Origin of the sequence: Dietzia maris, from assembly GCF_036287335.1 — a bacterium.
Taxonomy (GTDB): domain Bacteria; phylum Actinomycetota; class Actinomycetes; order Mycobacteriales; family Mycobacteriaceae; genus Dietzia; species Dietzia cinnamea.
The window spans coordinates 3,264,126-3,283,412 of sequence record NZ_CP143053.1 but is presented as its reverse complement, the minus strand read 5'-3'; the positions used below and the strand labels follow the sequence as shown (position 1 = coordinate 3,283,412).

General features: G+C 71.1%; 21 protein-coding genes. 11 read left to right on the top strand and 10 right to left on the bottom strand.

What is annotated here, in order from left to right:
• Nucleotides 1-25: 25 nt before the first annotated feature.
• From VYL96_RS15280 to thiM, 3 genes are read right to left on the bottom strand one after another with little or no spacing between them, the layout of a single operon-like run.
• Nucleotides 26-376 (bottom strand): VOC family protein, encoded by a 351-nt coding sequence (locus VYL96_RS15280; protein ID WP_131885152.1) that lies wholly within the window; start codon nucleotides 374-376, stop codon nucleotides 26-28.
• A 10-nt stretch (nucleotides 377-386) separates the two neighbouring features.
• A complete protein-coding gene (thiE, locus tag VYL96_RS15275) occupies nucleotides 387-1,163 on the bottom strand; it encodes a thiamine phosphate synthase (RefSeq protein WP_131885151.1) in 777 nt (258 codons plus the stop codon).
• Entirely contained in the window at nucleotides 1,160-2,035 is an 876-nt protein-coding gene (gene thiM / locus VYL96_RS15270) for a hydroxyethylthiazole kinase (RefSeq protein WP_082904280.1), read from the bottom strand. The genes thiE and thiM overlap by 4 nt, the downstream gene beginning before the upstream one ends.
• A 66-nt stretch (nucleotides 2,036-2,101) precedes the next feature.
• On the opposite strand from thiM, the gene VYL96_RS15265 reads away from it, so the two are divergent.
• From VYL96_RS15265 to VYL96_RS15255, 3 genes are all read left to right on the top strand, one after another.
• Nucleotides 2,102-3,127, top strand: a complete 1,026-nt coding sequence (locus VYL96_RS15265; RefSeq protein WP_131885150.1) for an LLM class flavin-dependent oxidoreductase — start codon at nucleotides 2,102-2,104, stop codon at nucleotides 3,125-3,127.
• A 136-nt stretch (nucleotides 3,128-3,263) separates the two neighbouring features.
• Entirely contained in the window at nucleotides 3,264-4,496 is a 1,233-nt protein-coding gene (locus VYL96_RS15260; protein ID WP_131885149.1) for a fatty acid desaturase family protein, read from the top strand.
• A gap of 23 nt (nucleotides 4,497-4,519) precedes the next feature.
• Nucleotides 4,520-5,344, top strand: coding sequence for a thioesterase family protein (locus VYL96_RS15255; protein WP_063972522.1), 825 nt, complete (start codon nucleotides 4,520-4,522; stop codon nucleotides 5,342-5,344).
• Between the two features lie 248 nt (nucleotides 5,345-5,592).
• On the opposite strand, the gene VYL96_RS15250 is transcribed toward VYL96_RS15255, so the two are convergent.
• Nucleotides 5,593-7,278: a DEAD/DEAH box helicase gene (locus VYL96_RS15250; RefSeq protein ID WP_131885148.1), complete on the bottom strand. Its 1,686-nt coding sequence runs from the start codon at nucleotides 7,276-7,278 to the stop codon at nucleotides 5,593-5,595.
• 239 nt (nucleotides 7,279-7,517) lie between these two features.
• Here VYL96_RS15250 and VYL96_RS15245 point away from each other — a divergent pair, with 239 nt between their 5' ends.
• Entirely contained in the window at nucleotides 7,518-9,155 is a 1,638-nt protein-coding gene (locus VYL96_RS15245; RefSeq protein WP_407935064.1) for an adenylate/guanylate cyclase domain-containing protein, read from the top strand.
• A gap of 30 nt (nucleotides 9,156-9,185) precedes the next feature.
• Here VYL96_RS15245 and VYL96_RS15240 read toward each other — a convergent pair whose 3' ends face one another.
• Entirely contained in the window at nucleotides 9,186-9,920 is a 735-nt protein-coding gene (locus VYL96_RS15240) for an LmeA family phospholipid-binding protein (protein WP_223210220.1), read from the bottom strand.
• Nucleotides 9,921-10,007: 87 nt separating this feature from the next.
• On the opposite strand from VYL96_RS15240, the gene VYL96_RS15235 reads away from it, so the two are divergent.
• The 3 genes from VYL96_RS15235 (at nucleotide 10,008) to VYL96_RS15225 (ending at nucleotide 12,076) form a co-directional block, all read left to right on the top strand.
• On the top strand, nucleotides 10,008-10,568 hold the full coding sequence (locus VYL96_RS15235) for a type 1 glutamine amidotransferase domain-containing protein (RefSeq protein ID WP_131885146.1): 561 nt from the start codon (nucleotides 10,008-10,010) through the stop codon (nucleotides 10,566-10,568).
• Nucleotides 10,569-10,581: 13 nt separating this feature from the next.
• The gene (locus tag VYL96_RS15230) at nucleotides 10,582-11,568 is read left to right on the top strand and encodes a glycosyltransferase (protein WP_131885145.1); all 987 of its coding nucleotides are present in this window, start codon (nucleotides 10,582-10,584) and stop codon (nucleotides 11,566-11,568) included.
• Between the two features lie 229 nt (nucleotides 11,569-11,797).
• Nucleotides 11,798-12,076 (top strand): WhiB family transcriptional regulator, encoded by a 279-nt coding sequence (locus VYL96_RS15225; protein WP_061229281.1) that lies wholly within the window; start codon nucleotides 11,798-11,800, stop codon nucleotides 12,074-12,076.
• A 32-nt stretch (nucleotides 12,077-12,108) separates the two neighbouring features.
• Here VYL96_RS15225 and VYL96_RS15220 read toward each other — a convergent pair whose 3' ends face one another.
• A complete protein-coding gene (locus VYL96_RS15220; protein WP_061229285.1) occupies nucleotides 12,109-12,570 on the bottom strand; it encodes a hypothetical protein in 462 nt (153 codons plus the stop codon).
• Nucleotides 12,571-12,586: 16 nt separating this feature from the next.
• Nucleotides 12,587-13,825: a fatty acid desaturase family protein gene (locus tag VYL96_RS15215; RefSeq protein WP_061229280.1), complete on the bottom strand. Its 1,239-nt coding sequence runs from the start codon at nucleotides 13,823-13,825 to the stop codon at nucleotides 12,587-12,589.
• 112 nt (nucleotides 13,826-13,937) lie between these two features.
• Between VYL96_RS15215 and VYL96_RS15210 the strand changes: the two genes are divergently transcribed.
• The 4 genes from VYL96_RS15210 (at nucleotide 13,938) to VYL96_RS15195 (ending at nucleotide 17,155) form a co-directional block, all read left to right on the top strand.
• The gene (locus VYL96_RS15210; protein WP_061229279.1) at nucleotides 13,938-14,672 is read left to right on the top strand and encodes an amino acid ABC transporter ATP-binding protein; all 735 of its coding nucleotides are present in this window, start codon (nucleotides 13,938-13,940) and stop codon (nucleotides 14,670-14,672) included.
• Between the two features lie 58 nt (nucleotides 14,673-14,730).
• On the top strand, nucleotides 14,731-15,552 hold the full coding sequence (locus tag VYL96_RS15205; protein ID WP_061229278.1) for a glutamate ABC transporter substrate-binding protein: 822 nt from the start codon (nucleotides 14,731-14,733) through the stop codon (nucleotides 15,550-15,552).
• 113 nt (nucleotides 15,553-15,665) lie between these two features.
• Nucleotides 15,666-16,328, top strand: a complete 663-nt coding sequence (locus tag VYL96_RS15200; protein ID WP_007631535.1) for an amino acid ABC transporter permease — start codon at nucleotides 15,666-15,668, stop codon at nucleotides 16,326-16,328.
• Complete coding sequence (locus VYL96_RS15195) at nucleotides 16,325-17,155, top strand: amino acid ABC transporter permease (RefSeq protein ID WP_061916344.1); 831 nt, start codon at nucleotides 16,325-16,327, stop codon at nucleotides 17,153-17,155. Before VYL96_RS15200 ends, VYL96_RS15195 begins: the two co-directional genes overlap by 4 nt.
• A 106-nt stretch (nucleotides 17,156-17,261) precedes the next feature.
• On the opposite strand, the gene VYL96_RS15190 is transcribed toward VYL96_RS15195, so the two are convergent.
• From VYL96_RS15190 to VYL96_RS15180, 3 genes are all read right to left on the bottom strand, one after another.
• Nucleotides 17,262-18,038: an SDR family NAD(P)-dependent oxidoreductase gene (locus VYL96_RS15190; protein WP_007631533.1), complete on the bottom strand. Its 777-nt coding sequence runs from the start codon at nucleotides 18,036-18,038 to the stop codon at nucleotides 17,262-17,264.
• Between the two features lie 50 nt (nucleotides 18,039-18,088).
• Nucleotides 18,089-18,517 carry a VOC family protein gene (locus VYL96_RS15185; RefSeq protein ID WP_061229276.1) on the bottom strand — a complete coding sequence of 143 codons (429 nt, stop codon included), beginning with the start codon at nucleotides 18,515-18,517 and terminating at the stop codon, nucleotides 18,089-18,091.
• Between the two features lie 86 nt (nucleotides 18,518-18,603).
• Complete coding sequence (locus VYL96_RS15180) at nucleotides 18,604-19,191, bottom strand: maleylpyruvate isomerase N-terminal domain-containing protein (protein WP_061229275.1); 588 nt, start codon at nucleotides 19,189-19,191, stop codon at nucleotides 18,604-18,606.
• Nucleotides 19,192-19,287: the final 96 nt, after the last annotated feature.

Sequence of the window (19,287 nt, the reverse complement as noted above, 5' to 3'; positions counted from 1 at the left end):
GGGCTCGGCTGACGCCCCGGTCGAGCTAGCGGGCCACCCACATGGCCAGCTCGTTGCCGCCCGGCTCGCGGAAGTGGAAGCGGCAGCCACCGGGGAAGTCGATCGGCCCGAAGGTCACCGTGCCGCCGGCCCCCTCGACCCGCTGACGTGCCTCGTCGAGGTCGGCCACGCGGATCACGAGCAGCGGGGCGGGGGACTGCTCGTCGGCATCACCCTGGATGCCCACGTCCACGCCGCCTCCCATCAGGCTGGTGAACGAGGTCCCGTAGACCGTGGGCGACCAGCCGCACACGGTCTCCAGGAACTCGGCGGTCGCGGGCATGGAGGTGCTGGGGAACTCGATTGAGGTGATCTCGAGCGGCGTCCTCTTGTTCACCCCGCAGACGCTACGCGGGCTCATGTTCGGACGGGAGTGATTTCCCGGCCTCCCACCGCGCGAGCAGCTCCGCCGCGGCAGCCCGCGGGTCCGGGGCGGCCATGATCGCCGAGACCACACAGATCCCGTCCAGCTCGGTGGCCGCCAGCTGCGCGACGGTCGCGGGCGTGACCCCGCCGATCCCGACCGCGCGAACACCGGCCGCGCCCGTGACACCGCCGCCCGAGCGGTGAGCGTGCGCGGCGCGGGCGAGACGATCCGCCCCCTCCGGCCCGAGCGCGGCGGCGGTGTCGGTCTTGGTCGCCGTGGCCCACACCGGGCTCACCCCGACCACGTCCGGCACCTGCCCCGGGCCCGCCAGCGCGGCGACGAGCTGGGCATCCGACTCGATCGACAGCCCCACCATGAGGTGGTCCGGCATCGCCGCGCGGGCCCGGGCGAACGGTATGTCCCGCTGCCCCACGTGCAGGTGCAGACCCAGCTCGCGCGCGACGTCCGCGCGATCGTTGACGAACACCGGGACGACCCGGCCCGTCTCGGTGCAGGCCCTCGCGACGGCCTCGGCGACGGCGACGGCGTGGATGGCGAACTCGTCGTCGTCGCCCTCCTTGTCCCGGACCTGGACCACGCCCACCCCGCCGAGCACCGCCTCGTACGCGATCCCCGGCACGGCGTCGCGCCCGCCGCCGAGGTGCGGATCGGTGACCAGGTAGAGCCGCCAGTCGACGTCGGCGCCGCGGTCGGGCTGAGCCTCGCCCACGGCAGGGTCGGGCCGCGCGTCGCTCACTCCGCGGTCACCGTGACCAGGCCCGCGATGTCCTCGGGGGTGAGCGTGTACAGCGCGTCGAGCCACGCCACCGCGAAGCTGCCGGGACCCGCGGACGTGCGGCCGGCGACCGTCCCCGCGGCCCCGGCGTGGGCGTGGGCGGCGACCACCGCGTCGTGGTAGTCGGCGCCGGCCGCGCGCGCCGCCCCGAGGTAGGCCGCGGTGAGCGCGCCCAGGGCGCACCCCGTGCCGATGACCTTCTGCAGCAACGGGTGACCCGACTCGACCCACGTCGCGCGCTCGAGGCCGTCGTGATGTGTGACGACGAGGTCCCGCGGCCCCGTCACCGCCACCACCGCACCGGACCGCGCGGAGAGATCCCGGGCGGCGGGCTCGGCGGCGGCCACCTCCTCGGTCGAGTCCACGCCCCGGCCGCCCGCCCCCGTGCCGGCGAGCGCGATGGTCTCGGAGGCGTTGGCCCGGATCGCGGCGGGCCCCGACTCCAACCACGCCGTGGACAGGCGGGTCCGCAGCACGAGCCCGCCCACCGCAACCGGGTCCAGCACCCACGGGGTCCCGGCGTCGCAGGCGGAGGCGATCGCGGCGTGCATACCCTCGACCTGCTCGGCGGTCGGGTTGCCCACGTTGACGAGCACGCCCGAGGCGATCGCGGCGAAGTCGCCGGCCTCGTCCGGGTGGTCGACCATCGCGGGGGCCGCGCCCGCGGCGAGCAGCACGTCGGCGGTGATCTGGCGGACCACCGAGTTGGTCAGGCAGTGCACGAGCGGTCCCGTCTCTCGCATGAGGGACACCAGGCGGGCGACGTCGACGGTGCCGTCGGCGGGGCGGTTAGCGGCGGGGTCGGCGTCGGGGCGGTCAGCGGCGGTGGGCATGCCCCCAGTGTGCCCCCGCCCGGCCGCTACAGGAATAGCGCGCCGGCGGCCCGGGTTGCACGGGGCATGACGTCCCCTGACACCGGTTCCCCCGGCGCCCGCGCCCTGCCCCTGTCCGTGATCGACTTCGCTACCGTCCGTCCCGGGCAGACCGTGGGGGAGGCGCTACAGGACTCGGTGGAGCTGGCGCGCAAGGCGGAGGAGCTGGGGTACGAGCGGGTCTGGTACTCCGAGCACCACAACATGCCGTCGATCGCCTCGTCGGCGCCGGCGGTGCTCATGGCGCACATCGCCGCGCGGACCGAGCGCATCCGGCTGGGCTCGGGCGGTGTGATGTTGCCCAACCACGCGCCGATCGTGATCGCCGAGCAGTTCGGCACCCTCGCCGAGCTCCACCCCGGCCGCATCGACCTCGGACTGGGACGCGCCCCGGGCACCGACCCGCAGACGCTGCGCGCGCTGCGCCGCGAGCCGTCCGCGGCCGAGAACTTCCCCGACGACGTGCGCGAACTGCAGGCCTTCCTCGGAGACTCGCCGTCCGACTTCGCCCGCACCCGCGGCATCGCCGCCATCCCCGGGCGCGGGACCAGGATCCCGCTGTACATTCTCGGCTCGTCGCTGTTCGGCGCGCAGCTCGCCGCCGCCTACGGGCTGCCGTACGCGTTCGCCTCCCACTTCGCGCCCGACGCCCTCGAGCAGGCGTCCGCGGTGTACCGGGAGCGGTTCCAGCCCAGCGAGCAGCTGGCCGAGCCGTACATGATCGCCGCGGTCAACGTGGTGGCCGACGACGACGCCGAGCGGGCCGGGCGTGAACTGCAGTGGTACCGCCGCCAGCGGGTCAAGCTCATGGCCGGCCGCGGTCGCGAGTTCAGCGACGAGGAGCTGGACATGATCATGGAGTCCGCCGGCGGCCGCCAGATCCTGCACATGATCTCCTACACAGCGTGCGGCGACGGCCCGGCGGTCCGCGACTACCTCACCGACTTCGTCCGGCGCGCGGGCGCCGACGAGCTGATGATCGCGCCCGTGGGATCGACGGTCGAGCGGATCCACGGAACGCTAGAGGTGTTGCGCCGCGCCTGGAATGACTGATCGCCACGCGCGGGGCGACTGCTCCCTGGGCCCGGAGTGACTGGTGTGGTCGCCCGGCGTGCGCTTGGTCACGATACGGGGCCGACCCGGCTCCGAGCCGTAGCCGCGGGCGACGAAGCGCGCCTAGTGTAGGTGTATGGCGATCTCCGACGTCGGCGAATACGCCCACCTGAGCCCCGAACAGATCGAGGAGCTCGGGCGGGAGCTCGACGCCATCCGCGCCCGGGTCATCGAGTCGCGCGGGGAGCGTGACTACCGGTACATCCACTCCGTCATCAAGCTGCAGCGCGGTCTGGAACTCGGTGCCCGCGCGCTCCTGTACCTCGGGGCCCGGAACCGCACCGTGTGGGCGCTCGGGACCGGGACCCTGGCGGTGGCCAAGATCCTCGAGAACATGGAGATCGGCCACAACGTCATGCACGGCCAGTGGGACTGGATGAACGATCCGGAGATCCACTCGACCAACTGGGAATGGGACCTCGTCGGCAGCTCCGCCGACTGGAAGCACACCCACAACCACCTGCACCACAAGTTCACCAACATCGTCGGGATGGACGACGACGTGGGGTTCGGCGTCCTGCGCGTGACCCGCGACGTGCCGTGGGAGCCCAAGTTCCTCGCCAACATGGCCGTCAACGCCGCCCTGATGGCGGGCTTCGAGTGGGGGATCGGCCTGCAGGCCGTCACCCTCGGCGCCGCGTTCGACCGGGACGCCGCCCCCGAGGACCGTCGCAAGGCGCGCGCGTTCCTGCGCAAGGCCGGCCAGCAGATCCTCAAGGACTACGTCCTGTTCCCGGTGCTCGCCGGGCCGAGCGGCCCCCAGGCGCTCACCGCCACCGTCACGGCCAACATCATCCGCAACGTGTGGACCAACGCCGTGATCTTCTGCGGACACTTCCCGGACGGCGCGGAGAAGTTCACCATGACAGACGTAGAGACCGAGACGCAGGCCGAGTGGTACCTGCGACAGATGCTGGGCAGCGCCAACCTCGACGGCGGACCGGCCATGAACCTCATGTCGGGCAACCTGTCGTTCCAGATCGAGCACCACATGTTCCCCGACCTGCCGTCCAACCGGTACTCGGAGATCTCGCTCGAGGTCCGCGACCTGTGCGCCCGCTACGACCTGCCGTACGTCTCCGGCCCGCTGTGGAAGCAGTACCTCCAGTCGTGGCGGACCATCGCCCGGCTGTCCCTGCCCGACCGCTACCTGCGCCGCACCGCCGACGACGCCGCCGAGACCCGCAGCGAGAAGATGTTCGGCCACGGCCCGCGGATGTCCGGGCTGGCCACCGCGCTGGCCGGGGTCCGGAACGCCCGGGGCCGGGCCCGCCGCCGCCGGAAGGACCGCTCCCCGGAGGCACGCTGAGGGGCGGTGGCAGACTATGCCGCATGTCGCTGACGAGCATGCTGGAGTCCGCCGCGCACGGTGGGACGGTCGAGGTCGAAGAGGGCTGGACGCAGGGAAGGGCCATCTATGGTGGGCTCACCGGGGCCCTGCTGCTGGCCGCCATGAAGGGGAAGCTCCGCGATCTCGCGGGCAGCGCCGGTAGCCCCGTGGTGGTCCCGCCGCTGCGGTCGCTCACCGTGTCGTTCGTCGGCCCCGCCGCCACCGGCCCCGTCGAGGTCGAGGCGGAGATCCTGCGCGTGGGCTCGAACGTCATCCAGTGTCAGGCGACGGTGCGACAGTCCGACGCGATCGTCGCCACGGCGCTGGCGGCGTTCGGCAGGCACCGGGAGTCGTCGATCTCCGTGCCGCCCGCGCACCCGATGCCCGAGCTGGGCGACCCGGCGGCGATCGAGCCGTTCCCCTACATCGAGGGCCTCACGCCGGAGTTCTACCGGTTCGTCGAGCTGCGCCAGGTGGGCGGGCAGATGCCGTTCAGCGGCGCCGAGTCGGCGGACCTGTCCGGGTGGACCTCACTGCGTGAGGCGCCGGAGCGGTTCGAGGAGGAGCACCTGGTCCTCCTGACGGACGCGTGGCCGCCGGCGCCCATCCAGATGCTCGACGGGTTCGCGCCCGGCAGCAGCCTCACGTGGACCATCGAGCTCATCGCCGAGGTGGGACCGGACGTCGTCCCCGCCGATGCGAACCTCGCCTATGCCGCGACCACCGATGCCGCCAGGGACGGCTACGCGCACACCCACGCGATGGTGTGGCGGCCCGACGGCGAGCTGCTCGCGATCAGCCGCCAGACGATCACCATCTTCGGCTGAGCCGTCCGCCCGGCGCGAAAACACGAGTCGGCGCAGCGCACAAGCCTCACACGGCGACGCGACCTAAACGCCACCTAATCGACTGCGCGCCACCTAGCGGATCCCGTAGGCGGCGCGCATTCGGATAGGCGGCGCGTACGCCCGGCCGGGCGGACTCAGCCGGAGCGCCGGTGAGCGGCCGCTGAGCCGCCGCCCGACCGGCCGGGCAGGCTCAGCCGCTCAGCCGGCCAGCCCGGCGCTTCAGCTGCTCAGCCGGCGGAGCGGGTGGCCCGTCGCCGCTGGTCGCCACGCGGGCTGCCGGCGGCCTGCCCGATCGACTGGCGGGCACCCGTGCTGCGCGCGCCGGAGCCCTGCGCACCTGACCGCTGAGCACCTGACCGCTGCGCGCCGGAGCCCTGACCGCCGGAACGCTGAGCGCCCGAACCCTGTCGCGCAGAGCCCTGACGAGCGGAGCCCTGGCGCGCGGCCCCCGGGGTACCGCTGTTCTGGGGGCGACGACGACGAGCGCCGCCACCGCCGGAGCCCTGCTGGTCGCGGCCACCGCGCTCCGAGCCGTCGCGATCGCGACCCACCCGGACCTGGCGGTCCTGGTCGGCGCTGCGCCGGCCGTCGCCGCGGGACTGCCCGCCGCGACCCTGGCCCTGCTCGCCCTCAGCCTGCTGGCCCGCGCGCTGCCGGTTCTGACTCTGGCGATCCCGCCCACGACCGCGACGGGACTGACCGCGGACCGACTGACCCTCGACGCCATCGTCGGACGGCACGTGGGCCGGAGGCTCGGGGGCGTCGGCCAACGCGGCGGCCGCGTCCGCGCCCACGGGCAGGTCGATCTCGCCCGCGGTCACGCCGGCCGCGCGCAGCAGCGAGCGGACCTCACGGACCTGGTCCTGGGTGGCCACGGTGACGACCGTGCCGATGGCGCCGGCGCGGGCGGTGCGGCCCGAGCGGTGGACGTAGGCCTTGTGCTCGGCCGGCGGATCGGCGTGGACGACCAGCCCGACGTCGTCGACGTGGATGCCGCGGGCGGCGATGTCGGTCGCCACGAGCACGGTCGCCTCGCCGGAGGAGAACGCGTCGAGGTTCCGCACACGGGCGTTCTGCGACAGGTTGCCGTGCAGGTCCACGCTCGCCACGCCGCGGCCGGTGAGCTGCTTGGCCAGGCGCTTGGCGCCGTGCTTGGTGCGGGTGAACATGACGGTCCGCGGGTGCGCGCCGGCGAGGTCGGCGAGGGCGCGGACGCGGTCGTCGGCGTCGACGTGGAACACGTGGTGCGCGGTCGGGCCGGGTGTGGCCGAGCCGTCGTCCACCGAGTGGTCCACCGGGTCGGTGAGGAACCTGGTCACCAGCTTCTGCACGCCCGAGTCGAGGGTCGCGGAGAACAGCAGCCGCTGCGCGTCCACCGGGGTCGCCGACAGGATGCGGGTGACGCCGGGCAGGAAACCCAGGTCGGCCATGTGGTCGGCCTCGTCGAGGACGCTGATCTCGATGGCGTCCATGCGGCAGTGCTTCTGACCCATGAGGTCCTCGAGGCGACCGGGGCAGGCCACGACGATGTCGACGCCGCGGTTCAGCGCGTCCACCTGGCGGCCCTGGGACACGCCTCCGAAGATCACGGTGGTCTTCATGCCGAGGGCGTTGGCGAGCGGCGCGAGGGTCTCGTCGATCTGACGGGCGAGCTCGCGGGTCGGGGCGAGGATGAGGCCGCGCGGCGCGTTGCGGGTGCGGCGACCGCCGGAGGCGGCCAGGCGCGCGACGAGCGGGAGGCAGAACGCGTAGGTCTTGCCGGAGCCGGTGCGGCCGCGGCCGAGCACGTCACGGCCGGACAGGGCGTCGGGCAGCGTCGCCGACTGGATGGGCGTGGGCGTGCTGATGCCCGCGTCGTTCAGGACGTCGAGCAGGGGGGAGGGAACGCCGAGGTCGGCGAAAGAACGTGACAAGAGGAGGTGCTCCGAACATAGAGGATGGCGTCTTGCCCGGCGCGCTCACGGAAAACCGCATCGCCGCTCGGGCGGTACGTCCGGTGCGCGACCACGGGATGGTCGACAGGCCGCGGCCCGAGGCAAGAGTGGTGCGGGCCGTCCTCGGACCATCCTACTCGCCGACGGACCGCGCACCCCATTCGCCGAGACAGGTGTGACGAGGACATCACGAGTGTCGGTGCGGGGTGGCACCATAGGTGATCGTGCGACTCGACCTGTCCCTACTGCGCCGCCCGGAGCTCGGGTCGGTGCTGCTCGGACGGGAGCGGGAATCCGCCCGGATCCGCGCCTGGCGCGTTCGGATCCTGTTGATCCTGTCGCTACTGGGCTCCAACCTCGTGGGCGTCGCCGTCGCCGTGACGCTGATCTTCTTCGTGCTGCCCGGCCCGGCGCTGCTCTCGCGGGAGTTCCTCGTCCCCACCGTGATCGTCGTGCCCGTCTACGTGTCGCTGGCGGTCATCACGGGGACCGTGTGGGTGACCCGCGCCGCCTACCGCCGGGTCCGCTGGTTCCTGGAAGGACACGAACCCACTGATCGGCAGCGCATCCGTACCCTCCGGCTGCCGGGGCGCATCACCCTCATCCAGGCGTTCCTGTGGCTGCTCGGGGCGGCCGTAGTGACCCCCGCGTACGGCGTGGTGGACCCGTCGTCGATCCCGGTCGTGGGATTCACGATCGTGTTCGCCGGCCTGGTCGTGTGCGGTGTCGCGTACCTGCTGGCCGACTTCGGACTGCGTCCCGTCGCGGCGGTCGCGCTGTCCACCGGCCGGGCGCCGCGGGCCCGGTTCCTCGGCGCCATGACGCGGCTCCGGGTGGCATGGGCCCTGGGCAGCGGGGTCCCCGTGACAGGCCTGATCATCGTGGCGATCTACACCCTCGCGGGCCGCGCCCTGTCACTGGAACGCCTCGCCGTCGTCGTCATCGTCCTCGGTGCCACCTCACTGCTGGCCGGGTTCCTCCTCATCTCGCTGGCGACGGCCTCGATGATCGGCCCGCTGCGCAGCGTGCGGTGGGCGATGGAGGACATCACGGCCGGCACCCTGTCCCGGCGGGTGGTGGTCTACGACGGCACCGAGCTCGGCGAGCTGCAACGCGGCTTCAACCAGATGGCCGCCGGGCTCCAGGAGCGCGAGCGACTGCGGGACCTGTTCGGGCGGCACGTGGGGCGCGACGTCGCCGAGGCCGCGGAGCTCCACGAGCCCGAACTGGGCGGGCAGGACTCGCGCGTCGGAATCGTGTTCGTGGACCTCATCGGCTCCACCGAGATGGCGGTGCGGTCCGAGGCCTCCGAGGTGGTGGACGTGCTCAACCAGTTCTTCTCCGTGGTGGTGGAGACCGTGGAGGAGTACGACGGCATCGTGGTCAGCTTCCTGGGGGACGCCGCGCTCGTGGTGTTCGGGGCACCGCGGTCGATGGCGGACCCGGCCACCGCGACCCTGGCGTGTGCGCGCGTGCTGGGGCGGCGGCTGCAGGAGCGGGTGCCCGACTGCCGCGCCGGCATCGGGGCGTCGTTCGGTGACGTGGTGGCCGGGTACGTCGGCTCGGACGACCGCTTCGAGTACACGGTGATCGGCGACGCGGTGAACGAGGCCGCGCGCCTGTGCGAACTGGCCAAGGACCGGCCGGGGCGCGTCCTGGCCTCGGGCGTGGCTACCGATGCCGCCGCGGAGGTCGAGCGCGGCCGCTGGGACGAGGTGGGATCGCAGGTCGTGCGGGGGCGGAACGAACCGACCCGGCTGTGCGCGCCGGCCGACACGGCGGACAGGGCGGACGCGGCGAACATGGCGGGCTCGACGGACACGGCGGGCACCGCGGGGGGCGCGGACACCCGCTAGCGCGGCGCCCGCCGGCGCGGCGCCCCGCTGCTACTGCAGGACGACATCCTGCCCGCCGAGCGCGACCTCGAGGCCCTCCGGCACCACGCGGGCGCCCTCGATCACCACGCCGTCGGGCAGCGAGGCGACGGTCGAGTCGACGGTGCCCGTGATGCCCGAGAACAGGCCGTTCGGCAGGTCGAACCCGAGGAGCGAGGTCTGCTGTGGCGTGAGGGTCAGCTGACCGTCGGTCACGCCGGGGACGACGCCGACCTCCGCGATCCCGCCGATGTCCGCGCGCAGCAGCCCGGCGGCGGGGTCAGGCCGCACCGAGCGGACCTCGGTCAGACCCGCCACGGGTGAGCCCTCCGCCGGGTTGCCCTGCGAGGCGGCGGCCGCGAGCTGCTCGCCGCTGAGCACCGCGATGCCGTCGGCGGTGTCGGCGCGGATCCCGCCGTCGACCAGCCGGACGGAGTGGCCGGTCACGTCGATGCGCGGGACGGTCGCGTTGCCCGGAGAGGTCAGCCGGACCGTCCCTACGGCCTGGGTCGTGGCCAGATCCCACAACACGGGAGTGCTGCCGAACCCCACCGACACCGGCGCATCGAGCCGGGCGGACGCCTCGCTCTCGGCCCGGTCGGACAGGTACCAGCGGGCCCCGAACTCCGCGGCCACCACCAGCCCCACGAGGAGCAGGAGCAGTACGAGCAGCGAGCACCCGCACCCGCGTCCGCGTCGCCCGCCGCCGCGACGTCCGTTGGCGGCCATCCGATCTCGTCGTCCCATGGGGGTATGGTGCCGGACCCGCGCCACGTGGTCCACCGTCTCGGGGACCGGTTGCGAGGGGAGGTGTCCGCCCTCACGATCGAGGACATGACCGAGACACAGGATGCACGAACCGATAGCCGAACCGTCGCTTTCCTCGTGGCCTCCGAGGGCATCGAGCGCGTCGAACTCACCGAGCCGTGGGGTGCCGTCTCCGGGGCGAATCACACGCCGGTGCTGGTGAGCACCGAGGGCGGCGAGGTCGGGCTGGTCGATCACCTCGACCCGGCCGGCACGCACGCCGTCGACCGGATCAGCGCCGACACCTCGGCCGCCGACATCGACGTGCTGGTCCTGCCCGGCGGCGTCGCCAACCCGGACGCGCTGCGGCAGGACTCCCACGCCGTGAACCTGGTGCGCGAGATGGTCGACGCGGGCAAGCCCGTGTTCGCCATCTGCCACGCCCCGTGGGTGCTCGTCGAGGCCGACGTGGTCCGCGGCCGCCGGATCACGTCCTACCCGAGCCTGCGGACGGATCTGGTCAACGCGGGCGCGGAGTGGGTCGATGAAGAACTCGTCAGTGACGGCGGGATCACGACCAGCCGCCGGCCCGACGATCTACCCGCCTTCTGCGACGCGCTCCTCGAGGCACTTCGCGGAGACGCCTGAGGACGTTTCGACGGTGATCGGCGTCTACGTTCACAAGCGTGGGCGCGGGCATCTGCACCGGGTGCTGCCGGTCGTCGCGGCGCTGAGGGAACGGGGCGAGGAGGTCACGATGCTCGTGACCGGGCCGTTTGACCACGCCCTCGGCCCGCCCGGGGTCGAGGTGGTGCACCTGCCCGTCGACGGGGTCGCGGCCGAGGGCCTCGCGGTCGCCGCCCGCCGGAGCGCGGTGGCGTGGATCGACCTCGCTAGGCCGCGGGCGTTCTGGGTCGACTCGTCACCGGGGATGTCGCTGGCCGCGCGCATGGCCGGCGTCCCGATGGTGAGCACCCTGCCGCCCGGACTGCGGGACGACGAGCCGCACCGGCTCCGCTGCCGCGCCGCCGAGAAACTCATCGCGGCGTGGCCACCCGGCGCGCACCGCGAGGCCGTCGCGCAGGCGGGACGTGCGGTGTACGAGATCGGCGGGATCTCCCGCTTCGAGCGTCGCGAGCCCGAGCCGCGCGATCGGCGCCGTCGCCCCCGCGTGGTCCACCTCAACGGATCCACCGAAGTCTGGGACCACCGGTTCTGGCGCGCGGTCCGCACGACCGCCGGCGAGCTGGGCGTGGCGGAATGGACGGAGCTGGGTGGGCCGGACGGGGCGTGGCACGACGACCCGTGGTCCGAGCTGTGCTCTGCGGATGTGGTGGTCACCGGGGCGGGCCAGACGTCCGTCGCCGACGCCGCCTGCGCGGACGTCCCGCTCGTGGTGGTCCCGGGAAAGCATGATCACGGCGAGTACGACGCCACCGCCGAGGCGCTGGCCGGGCTCCCCGGCACGTCGGTGATGAGGTACGGAGACGGGCCCACGGCGGTCGCGCACGCGGTGCGCGAGCAGGTGGACCGCGCTCTGGACGGCGAAGCCGGGGGTATCCGGAAGTGGTGGGGGGTGGACGGCGCGGCGTCGCGCGCCGCGGAGGTCATCCGGTCGACGACGACGAGGACCGCGTCTCGACGGTGACCGCTGCCGCCCGCACGGCCGGAATGTGAGGCGTGGACAACTTCTCACCTGTAGTGGATTCTGCTGCAAAAGCGCTGCGCAACCCGTTGACACGAACATATACCTCTCGGTATGTGAGTTCACTCCGCGCACGGCGAGGCGGATCACTGACAGGATGGGTGCAGAGCGCTGCCGACCGAGCTTTCAGGGCCTGACACGGGCACGTCGGAACGGCGGGAACGGAGGCCACATGCCCAGATACAAGAACCTCGAACCCATGGCGGCTTTCTGGTCGTGGCGCGACGGTGCGGCGTGCATCGGCCACGAGGACCTGTTCTACAGCCTCGAGGAGGAGTCGAAGGGCGCGCGGCGGAAGAAGGAGGACCAGGCAAAAGCGGTGTGTGCCACCTGCCCGGTCTTCGACACCTGCCGGACGTTCGCCCTTGAGACCAAGGAGTTGTACGGCGTATGGGGCGGCCTCACCGAGGCCGAAAGGCATCGGATCGCCGGCCGCCACCGCACCGGCTGACCCCGTGATCCGCGCGAGCGATCGTGCGGATCCTAATTTGGATCCCCAGGGGTCGCCTCGTGTCCGGGGCGGCCCTTCGTCCTGTTGGCCTCTTTCATCTCCGCCTCGTGGACGTGTCGGCGGCCGCCGGTGAGCTCCTCGCGCACCGCGCGGTCGACCTCGCGCGCGGTGGACCAGAAGCCGTCGTCGAACTCCTCCACCATCTGGAACGTCCACCGGCCGTGGAGGACGTTGACCCCCACGACCTCGGATCGGATCCGTTCGGCGAGTTCCGTGCGACCGATCTCGTCGAGCTTGTCGGCGGCCTCCTGGAGGAGGATGTCCGCTCGCCCGATGAGCTGGTGCAGGTCGTACAGCCGACCGCGGGCCCGCTCGATGTACTCCAGTGCCTCGCTCACGCTGCCGGCCGCCTCGACCTCGGCGTCGGTCGCGCCCTCGGGTCGACGGTGCGTCTCGTCGACGCTCGGGGTGCGGTTGTCGTCTCCGGATGCCACGTCGTCTCCCGCCACGTCAGACCGTCCGGGTGATGCGCTGCAGCTGCCGCGGGTTCGTGTGGTGTTTGAGTGCGGTGACCAGGCCCGCACGCCGACCGTCGCGGGTCTCGTACGTCCTCGGCTCGCCGGCGAACATCTTCTCCGACCGCGTCTCCGGCGCGTCGTCGGCCGTGGCCTTGAGGAACCGGTTCGGCAGCGACAGCTTGGCGATGGTGCGCCACGACTGCCAGTACTGCTTGTACAGCGGGCCGGTGGTGTACGGCAGATCCCAGCGGCGGCAGACGTCCTGCACCTTCTCGGCGACCTCGGCGTACCGGTTGGACGGGATCGTGGGGAACAGGTGGTGCTCGATCTGGAACGACAGGTTGCCGGACATGAAGTGCATGAGCTTGCTGCCGGTGAAGTTGGCCGAGCCCAGCATCTGGCGCAGGTACCACTGCGCCTGGGTCTCGTTCTCCAGGTCCTCCAGGGTGAACTTGTCGGCCCCGTCCGGGAAGTGACCGCAGAAGATCACGGCGTTCGACCACAGGTTGCGGATGACGTTGGCGGTCATGTTCGCGGTCATGGTGGTCTTCCAGTTGGGGCCCGACAGCAGCGGGAACCACACGTAGTCCTTGCCCACCTGGCGGCGGGCCTTCCGCAGGAACTGCCCGATCCGCTTCTTCTGCTCGTCCCACCCCGAGGAGTTGATGGTCCCCGGTGCAATCTCGAGGTGCTGGACGCCCACGCCCCACTGGAACGCGAACGCGAGCATCGTGTTCCAGACCAGGTTGAGCGAGTTGGGCGGGTGCCACGGCTGGTCGCGCGTCACCCGCACCACGCCGTACCCGACGTCGTCGTCCATGCCGACGATGTTGGTGTACTTGTGGTGGTGGTAGTTGTGCGTGGCCTTCCAGTGCTCGGACGTGCCGACGATGTCCCACTCCCAGGAGCTGGAGTGGATGACCGGGTCGTTCATCCAGTCCCACTGCCCGTGCATCACGTTGTGCCCGAGCTCCATGTTCTCGATGATCTTCCCGGCGGCGAGCAACCCGGTGCCGAGCGCCCACGCGGGCCGGTACCCGGAGAAGAGCAGGACGACTCGGCCGCCGGCCACGAGGCCGCGCTGCAGTCTGATCGTGTTCTGCACGTATCGGCGGTCGCGGTCGCCGAGGGAGTCCACGACGTCCTGGCGGATCGCCTCGAGTTCCTCGCCGATGGCTTCTACGTCATCGGCGGTGAGATGGGCGTATTCCCTGACAGCTGATATCGCCATGTAACGACGGTACGCACCGCTGCACGCCATGTCGACCGGTTCGCGGTGCGCGTAGCGGACACGTCCGCGGTCTTGGGGCGGTGAGGCCTTTCGGAGCCCTATAGTTCCTCACATGGCTCTCGTCGAGATCTCAGGCGTCAATAAGCACTTCGGTGACTTCCACGCGCTCAAGGACATCAACCTGTCCATCGAGCAGGGGGAGGTCGTCGTGGTGATCGGGCCGTCCGGCTCCGGTAAGTCGACGCTGTGCCGCACCATCAACCGGCTCGAGACCTTCGAGTCCGGCTCCATCACGATCGACGGCAAGCCGCTGCCCGAGGAGGGTAAGGCGCTCGCCAAGCTGCGCGCCGACGTGGGGATGGTCTTCCAGTCCTTCAATCTTTTCGCCCACAAGACGATCTTGGAGAACGTCACCCTGGGGCCGATCAAGGTCCGTAAGCAGAGCAAGGCGGAGGCGGAGAAACGGGCCATGGAGCTGCTCACCCGCGTCGGGGTCGAGCACCAGGCGGCCAAGTACCCGGCGCAGCTGTCGGGTGGCCAGCAGCAGCGCGTGGCGATCGCCCGGTCGCTGGCCATGGACCCCAAGGTCATGCTCTTCGACGAGCCGACCTCCGCCCTCGACCCCGAGATGATCAACGAGGTCCTCGACGTGATGACCGGCCTGGCCAAGACCGGCATGACGATGGTCGTGGTGACCCACGAGATGGGCTTCGCGCGCAAGGCCGCCGACCGCGTGATCTTCATGGCGGACGGCGAGCTGGTCGAGCAGGCCACACCCGAGGAGTTCTTCACCAATCCGCAGAGCGCCCGGGCCAAGGACTTCCTGTCCAAGATCCTCTCCAACTAGAAGGGCCCGTCCGCGGACCCGTTCAGGACCCATCCACCCCACCCCACAAGGAGTACTCATGAACATCCGACGGATCGGAGCGGCCGCGGCGGCCGTCTCCCTGGCGCTCGGGCTGAGCGCGTGCGGCAGCGATGACGGCGGCGACGGCGGGAACCAGCTCAAGGTCGGCATCAAGTTCGACCAGCCGGGCCTCGGCCTCAAGGAGGGCAACGAGTACACCGGCTTCGACGTCGACGTCGCCCGCTACATCGCCGAGAAGCTCGGCACCGCCGAGGACGACATCGAGTGGATCCAGGCGCCGAGCGCCCAGCGCGAGACGCTGCTGGAGACCGGCCAGGTCGACATGATCGTGGCCACGTACTCCATCACCGACTCCCGCAAGGAGAAGGTCGGATTCGCCGGACCGTACTTCATCGCCGGCCAGGACCTGCTGGTCCGCGCCGACGACGACTCGATCACCGGGCCGGACTCCCTCGACGGCAAGCGCCTGTGCTCGGTCACCGGCTCGACCTCGGCGCAGACCGTCAAGGAGCAAGTGCCGGGCGTCAACCTTCAGGAGTTCGGCACCTACTCCGAGTGCGTCTCCGCGCTGGTGTCCAACGCGGTCGACGCCCTGACCACGGACGACACGATCCTCGCGGGCTACGCTTCCCAGGACCAGTACCAGGGCCAGCTCAAGGTGGTCGGCGCGCCGTTCACCGAGGAGCGCTACGGCGTGGGCATCGCCAAGGGCGACACGGAGAAGTGCGAGCAGATCAACGAGGCCATCCGCGAGATGATCTCGGACGGTAGCTGGGACACCGCGGTCGAGGAGAACCTCGGCGCCGCCGGCTTCACCCCGGGCGAGGGCAACCCGCCCGAGCCGGACGCCTGCGCTTGATCTGAATCGATCCCTGCCGGCCGGGTCGACGACCGACCCGGCCGGCCCCGCCACCTCCGCGCCGCCGCCCACCGGGGCGCGGAGGTCCGGCACCCCATCACGGAAGGTGGACCATGGGCGACATCTTCGCCGACTATGACGTCCTCGGAGCGGTCTGGGTGACCATCCAGCTCTCGATCCTGGGCAGCATCGGCGCCCTGATCCTGGGAACGCTCGTGGCCGTCCTGCGCGTGTCCCCGGTGGCGGTGCTGCGCGGCCTGGGGACCTCGTACGTCAACACGTTCCGGAACCTGCCGCTGACGCTGCTGATGGTCTTCAGCATCCTGGGCCTGTCCTTCATCCTGCAACTGTCGGTCTCCGACGACTTCGCGCGCAACGCGTTCTGGTGGGCGGCGATCATGCTGGCCGTCTACCACGCGGCCTACATCTGTGAGGCCCTGCGCTCGGGCGTCAACACGGTGCCGGTGGGGCAGGCGGAGGCGGCCCGCTCGATCGGCCTGGGGTTCGGACAGTCCCTGCGCGAGGTGATCCTCCCGCAGGCGTTCCGCGGCGCGATCGCCCCGCTCGGCTCGGTCATCATCGCGCTCATCAAGAACTCCACCGTCGCGGCCGTGATCGGCGTCGGTGACTCGGCGGGGCTGCTGCAGGTGATCACGGAGAACGAGGGCGCGAGCCTGCCGACGTTCTTCTTCTTCGCGATGGTCTTCGTGATCCTCACCCTCCCGATCGGGCTGTGGACCACCTCCCTCTCCCGGAAGCTGGCGGTGAAGCGATGAGCACCCAGGCCGTCCTGTTCGACGCGCCCGGTCCCAAGGCCAGGCTGCGTCACCGTGTCCTCACGGTGGTGGGCGCGATCCTCGCGCTGGGCATCGCGTACATCGTCTTCCTGCAATTCCAGAAGGCCGGTCAGCTCAAGGCCTTCATGTGGGAGCCCTTCGTCACCGACCCCGAGGTGTGGACGTCGTACCTCATCCCCGGGCTCAAGGGCACGTTCACCGCGGCCGGGATCTCGATCGTGCTCGCGGTGGTGTTCGGGCTGCTGTTCGGCATGGGCCGACTCTCGCCGTTCGCCCCTCTGCGGTGGTTCTGCAGTGTGATCGTCGAGTTCTTCCGCGCCGTGCCGGTGCTTCTGATGATGGTGTTCGCCTACTTCGGGTACTTCGCCACGTCCGACCTCGTGCCCAACCAGCACGCGCCGCTCGCCGCCGTCGTCACCGCTCTCACGCTCTACAACGGGGCTGTCATCGCCGAGCTCGTCCGTTCGGGCGTCCACGGTCTGCCCAAGGGGCAGTCCGAGGCGGGACTGTCGGTGGGCCTCACCTCCGGGCAGGTGCTGCGGTCGATCCAGCTCCCCCAGGCCCTCACAGCGATGCTCCCGGCCCTTGTCGGCCAACTCGTCGTCGTCCTCAAGGACTCCGCGCTGGGTTACGGCATCACCTACCTCGAGCTGCTCAACTGGTCCAAGACGCTCGGCTCGGCGTACGCCAACACGGTCCCCGCGTACATCGTGGCGGGCATCCTGTTCATCGTCATCAACTACTCGCTGACCAAGCTCGCCGTGTACCTCGAGGGTCGGATGAAGAAGCGCCGCGCCAGGGCCTGACCGCCGCGACACTTCCCGTTCCGCCTACGGGCCCGGGACTGCGAAGAGGGGCCCCGCCGGATCCGATCCGGCGGGGCCCCTCTCGTCGTGTGCTGACCGGGTCAGATCACTTCGGTGGCATCCGGATGCCACCGTCGACGCGGATGGTCTCCGCGTTCATGTACGGGTTGGTGAGCAGCTCCATGACCATGGACGCCAGCTCGTCCCCGGAGCCGAGACGCTTGGGGTGAAGGACGCTCTCGCCGAGCTTGGCCTTGAACGCCTCCGACTCCGGACCCTCGCCGTAGATCGGGGTGTCGATGAGGCCCGGCGCCACGGTGTTGAGGCGGATGCCGGCGGCCGACAGGTCGCGGGCGACCGGGAGGGTCATGCCGACGATGCCGCCCTTGGACGCGGAGTACGCGGCCTGGCCTATCTGGCCGTCGAACGCCGCGACGGACGCCATGTTGACGATCGCGCCCCGCTGCCCGTCCTCGTCGGCCTCCTGGGTGCTCATCTTGGTGGCGGCCAGGCGCAGCATGTCGAACGAGCCGATGAGGTTGATGTCGATGACCTTGCGAAACGCGTTGAGATCGAAGGCCGACGAGTACTCGCCGTCGCGACCGATCGTGCGCTGTGCCCACCCGATGCCGGCGGAGTTGACGAGGTAGCGCAGCGGGCCCAGCTCGAGCGCGGCGGCGACGGCCTTCTCGTTGTCCTCGGTCTTGGTCACGTCCACGGCGACGAACGTGCCGCCGACCTCGTTCGCCAGGGCCTCACCCTTCTCCGCGTTGAGGTCGGCGACGACCACCTTGGCGCCCTTGGTGGCGAGTTGACGGACGACGGCGGCGCCGATTCCCGACGCACCGCCCGTGACGATGGCACTTGCTCCAGAGATCTCCATACGAGCACCGTAACAAGCACGGGCGATGGATACGGGTGTCTTCCTCCGGGTTACTCGCCGGTGCCGGGGACCACGACGTCCCAGCGGATGCCGAACCGGTCGTGGACCTGCCCGTACCGGTCACCCCACGGCGCGATCTCGAAGGGCATCGCCATCTGACCCCCGCTGCCGGTGACCTTGTCGAGGAAGGCACGGGCCTCGTCCTCGGTGTCGAAGCCGAGGAGGAAGGAGTAGACGTCATTTCTCAGCTGCGGCAGGGACTCGCCCATGGCGTCGCCGCCGGTGAGGGTGATCCCCGGCGCCTCGAGGGTGGCGTGGGCGACCGAGCCGTGCGGCGGGTCGAACGGGAAGTCGTCCGTGGACGGGAACTGGTCGTAGGTCATCAGGCTGAGCTCCCCGCCGAAGAGCTCGTGGTAGTACGGGAACGCCTCGGAGGCGTTGCCGGGGAAGGAGATGTACGGGGCGCAGGACATGGACATCTACCGCGGTCTCTCGTCGTGGGCGCCCGCCTGCCGGTGCCGCCCGGTAGCGATAACGCTAGACCTCCGGCGTGGTCGACGGCACGTTAAATCGAGTCGCCGTTGGTCCGGCGGCCGGACAGCGCGAGGAGCCGGGTGCGCGCATCGGCCCCGATCGGGACCGGAAACGCGTCGGCGAGCACGTCGAAGGACCGCATCAGCTCGACCACGTCCCGTGCGTGGGCGAGGGTCCACGCGGCGAGCTCCCCGGTGTCCTCCGACCCCCAGGAGGCGGGGTCGAGGTCGTGGGCGTGGACGAGCAGTTCGAACACGCGAAGCGCGAGGAGATCGCGGACGGGGATCTCGGCCAACCGGTGCGGGACGGGGGCGTCAGCGTCGCGAGACCGGGCGAGTTCCTTACGCAGGCCGGCCGAGGTCCGGTACAGCGCGGGGACCGGCTTGTCGCCGGCGTGGTCGGCGGTCCGGGTCCAGCCGATCTCCGACTCCGGTAGCCGCGGGAAGTAGGCGGCGTACCGCAGCCCGCCGCCCAGGACGTGGTTGGCGAGGTCGCGCCGGGACCAGCCGGGGCAGGACTCGCAGTCGCCGTCGAGCGGCGAGGCGAGTGCGCGGGCGAACACCTTCGTCGACCGGTCGAGGACGTCGAGGTCCTCGCGGGGCAGTGGCGACGGGGTCACGGGCGGCACCTCATCTCGGGGAATGTCAGAGCTCCACACTAGGTTGGTCCTGACGGCGAGAACAGAGTGCCTGCGATGAGCGCGCCCGCTTCTCGC

Bases quoted from the DNA above. Each gene is read 5' to 3' on its own strand.
- thiM (WP_082904280.1), bottom strand. From the start codon at position 2,035: ATGCCCACCGCCGCTGACCGCCCCGACGCCGACCCCGCCGCTAACCGC.
- VYL96_RS15265 (WP_131885150.1), top strand. From the start codon at position 2,102: ATGACGTCCCCTGACACCGGTTCCCCCGGCGCCCGCGCCCTGCCCCTG.
- VYL96_RS15260 (WP_131885149.1), top strand. From the start codon at position 3,264: ATGGCGATCTCCGACGTCGGCGAATACGCCCACCTGAGCCCCGAACAG.
- VYL96_RS15255 (WP_063972522.1), top strand. From the start codon at position 4,520: ATGTCGCTGACGAGCATGCTGGAGTCCGCCGCGCACGGTGGGACGGTC.
- VYL96_RS15240 (WP_223210220.1), bottom strand. From the start codon at position 9,920: ATGGGACGACGAGATCGGATGGCCGCCAACGGACGTCGCGGCGGCGGG.
- VYL96_RS15235 (WP_131885146.1), top strand. From the start codon at position 10,008: ATGACCGAGACACAGGATGCACGAACCGATAGCCGAACCGTCGCTTTC.
- VYL96_RS15225 (WP_061229281.1), top strand. From the start codon at position 11,798: ATGCCCAGATACAAGAACCTCGAACCCATGGCGGCTTTCTGGTCGTGG.
- VYL96_RS15215 (WP_061229280.1), bottom strand. From the start codon at position 13,825: ATGGCGATATCAGCTGTCAGGGAATACGCCCATCTCACCGCCGATGAC.
- VYL96_RS15210 (WP_061229279.1), top strand. From the start codon at position 13,938: ATGGCTCTCGTCGAGATCTCAGGCGTCAATAAGCACTTCGGTGACTTC.
- VYL96_RS15205 (WP_061229278.1), top strand. From the start codon at position 14,731: ATGAACATCCGACGGATCGGAGCGGCCGCGGCGGCCGTCTCCCTGGCG.
- VYL96_RS15200 (WP_007631535.1), top strand. From the start codon at position 15,666: ATGGGCGACATCTTCGCCGACTATGACGTCCTCGGAGCGGTCTGGGTG.
- VYL96_RS15195 (WP_061916344.1), top strand. From the start codon at position 16,325: ATGAGCACCCAGGCCGTCCTGTTCGACGCGCCCGGTCCCAAGGCCAGG.
- VYL96_RS15190 (WP_007631533.1), bottom strand. From the start codon at position 18,038: ATGGAGATCTCTGGAGCAAGTGCCATCGTCACGGGCGGTGCGTCGGGA.
- VYL96_RS15185 (WP_061229276.1), bottom strand. From the start codon at position 18,517: ATGTCCATGTCCTGCGCCCCGTACATCTCCTTCCCCGGCAACGCCTCC.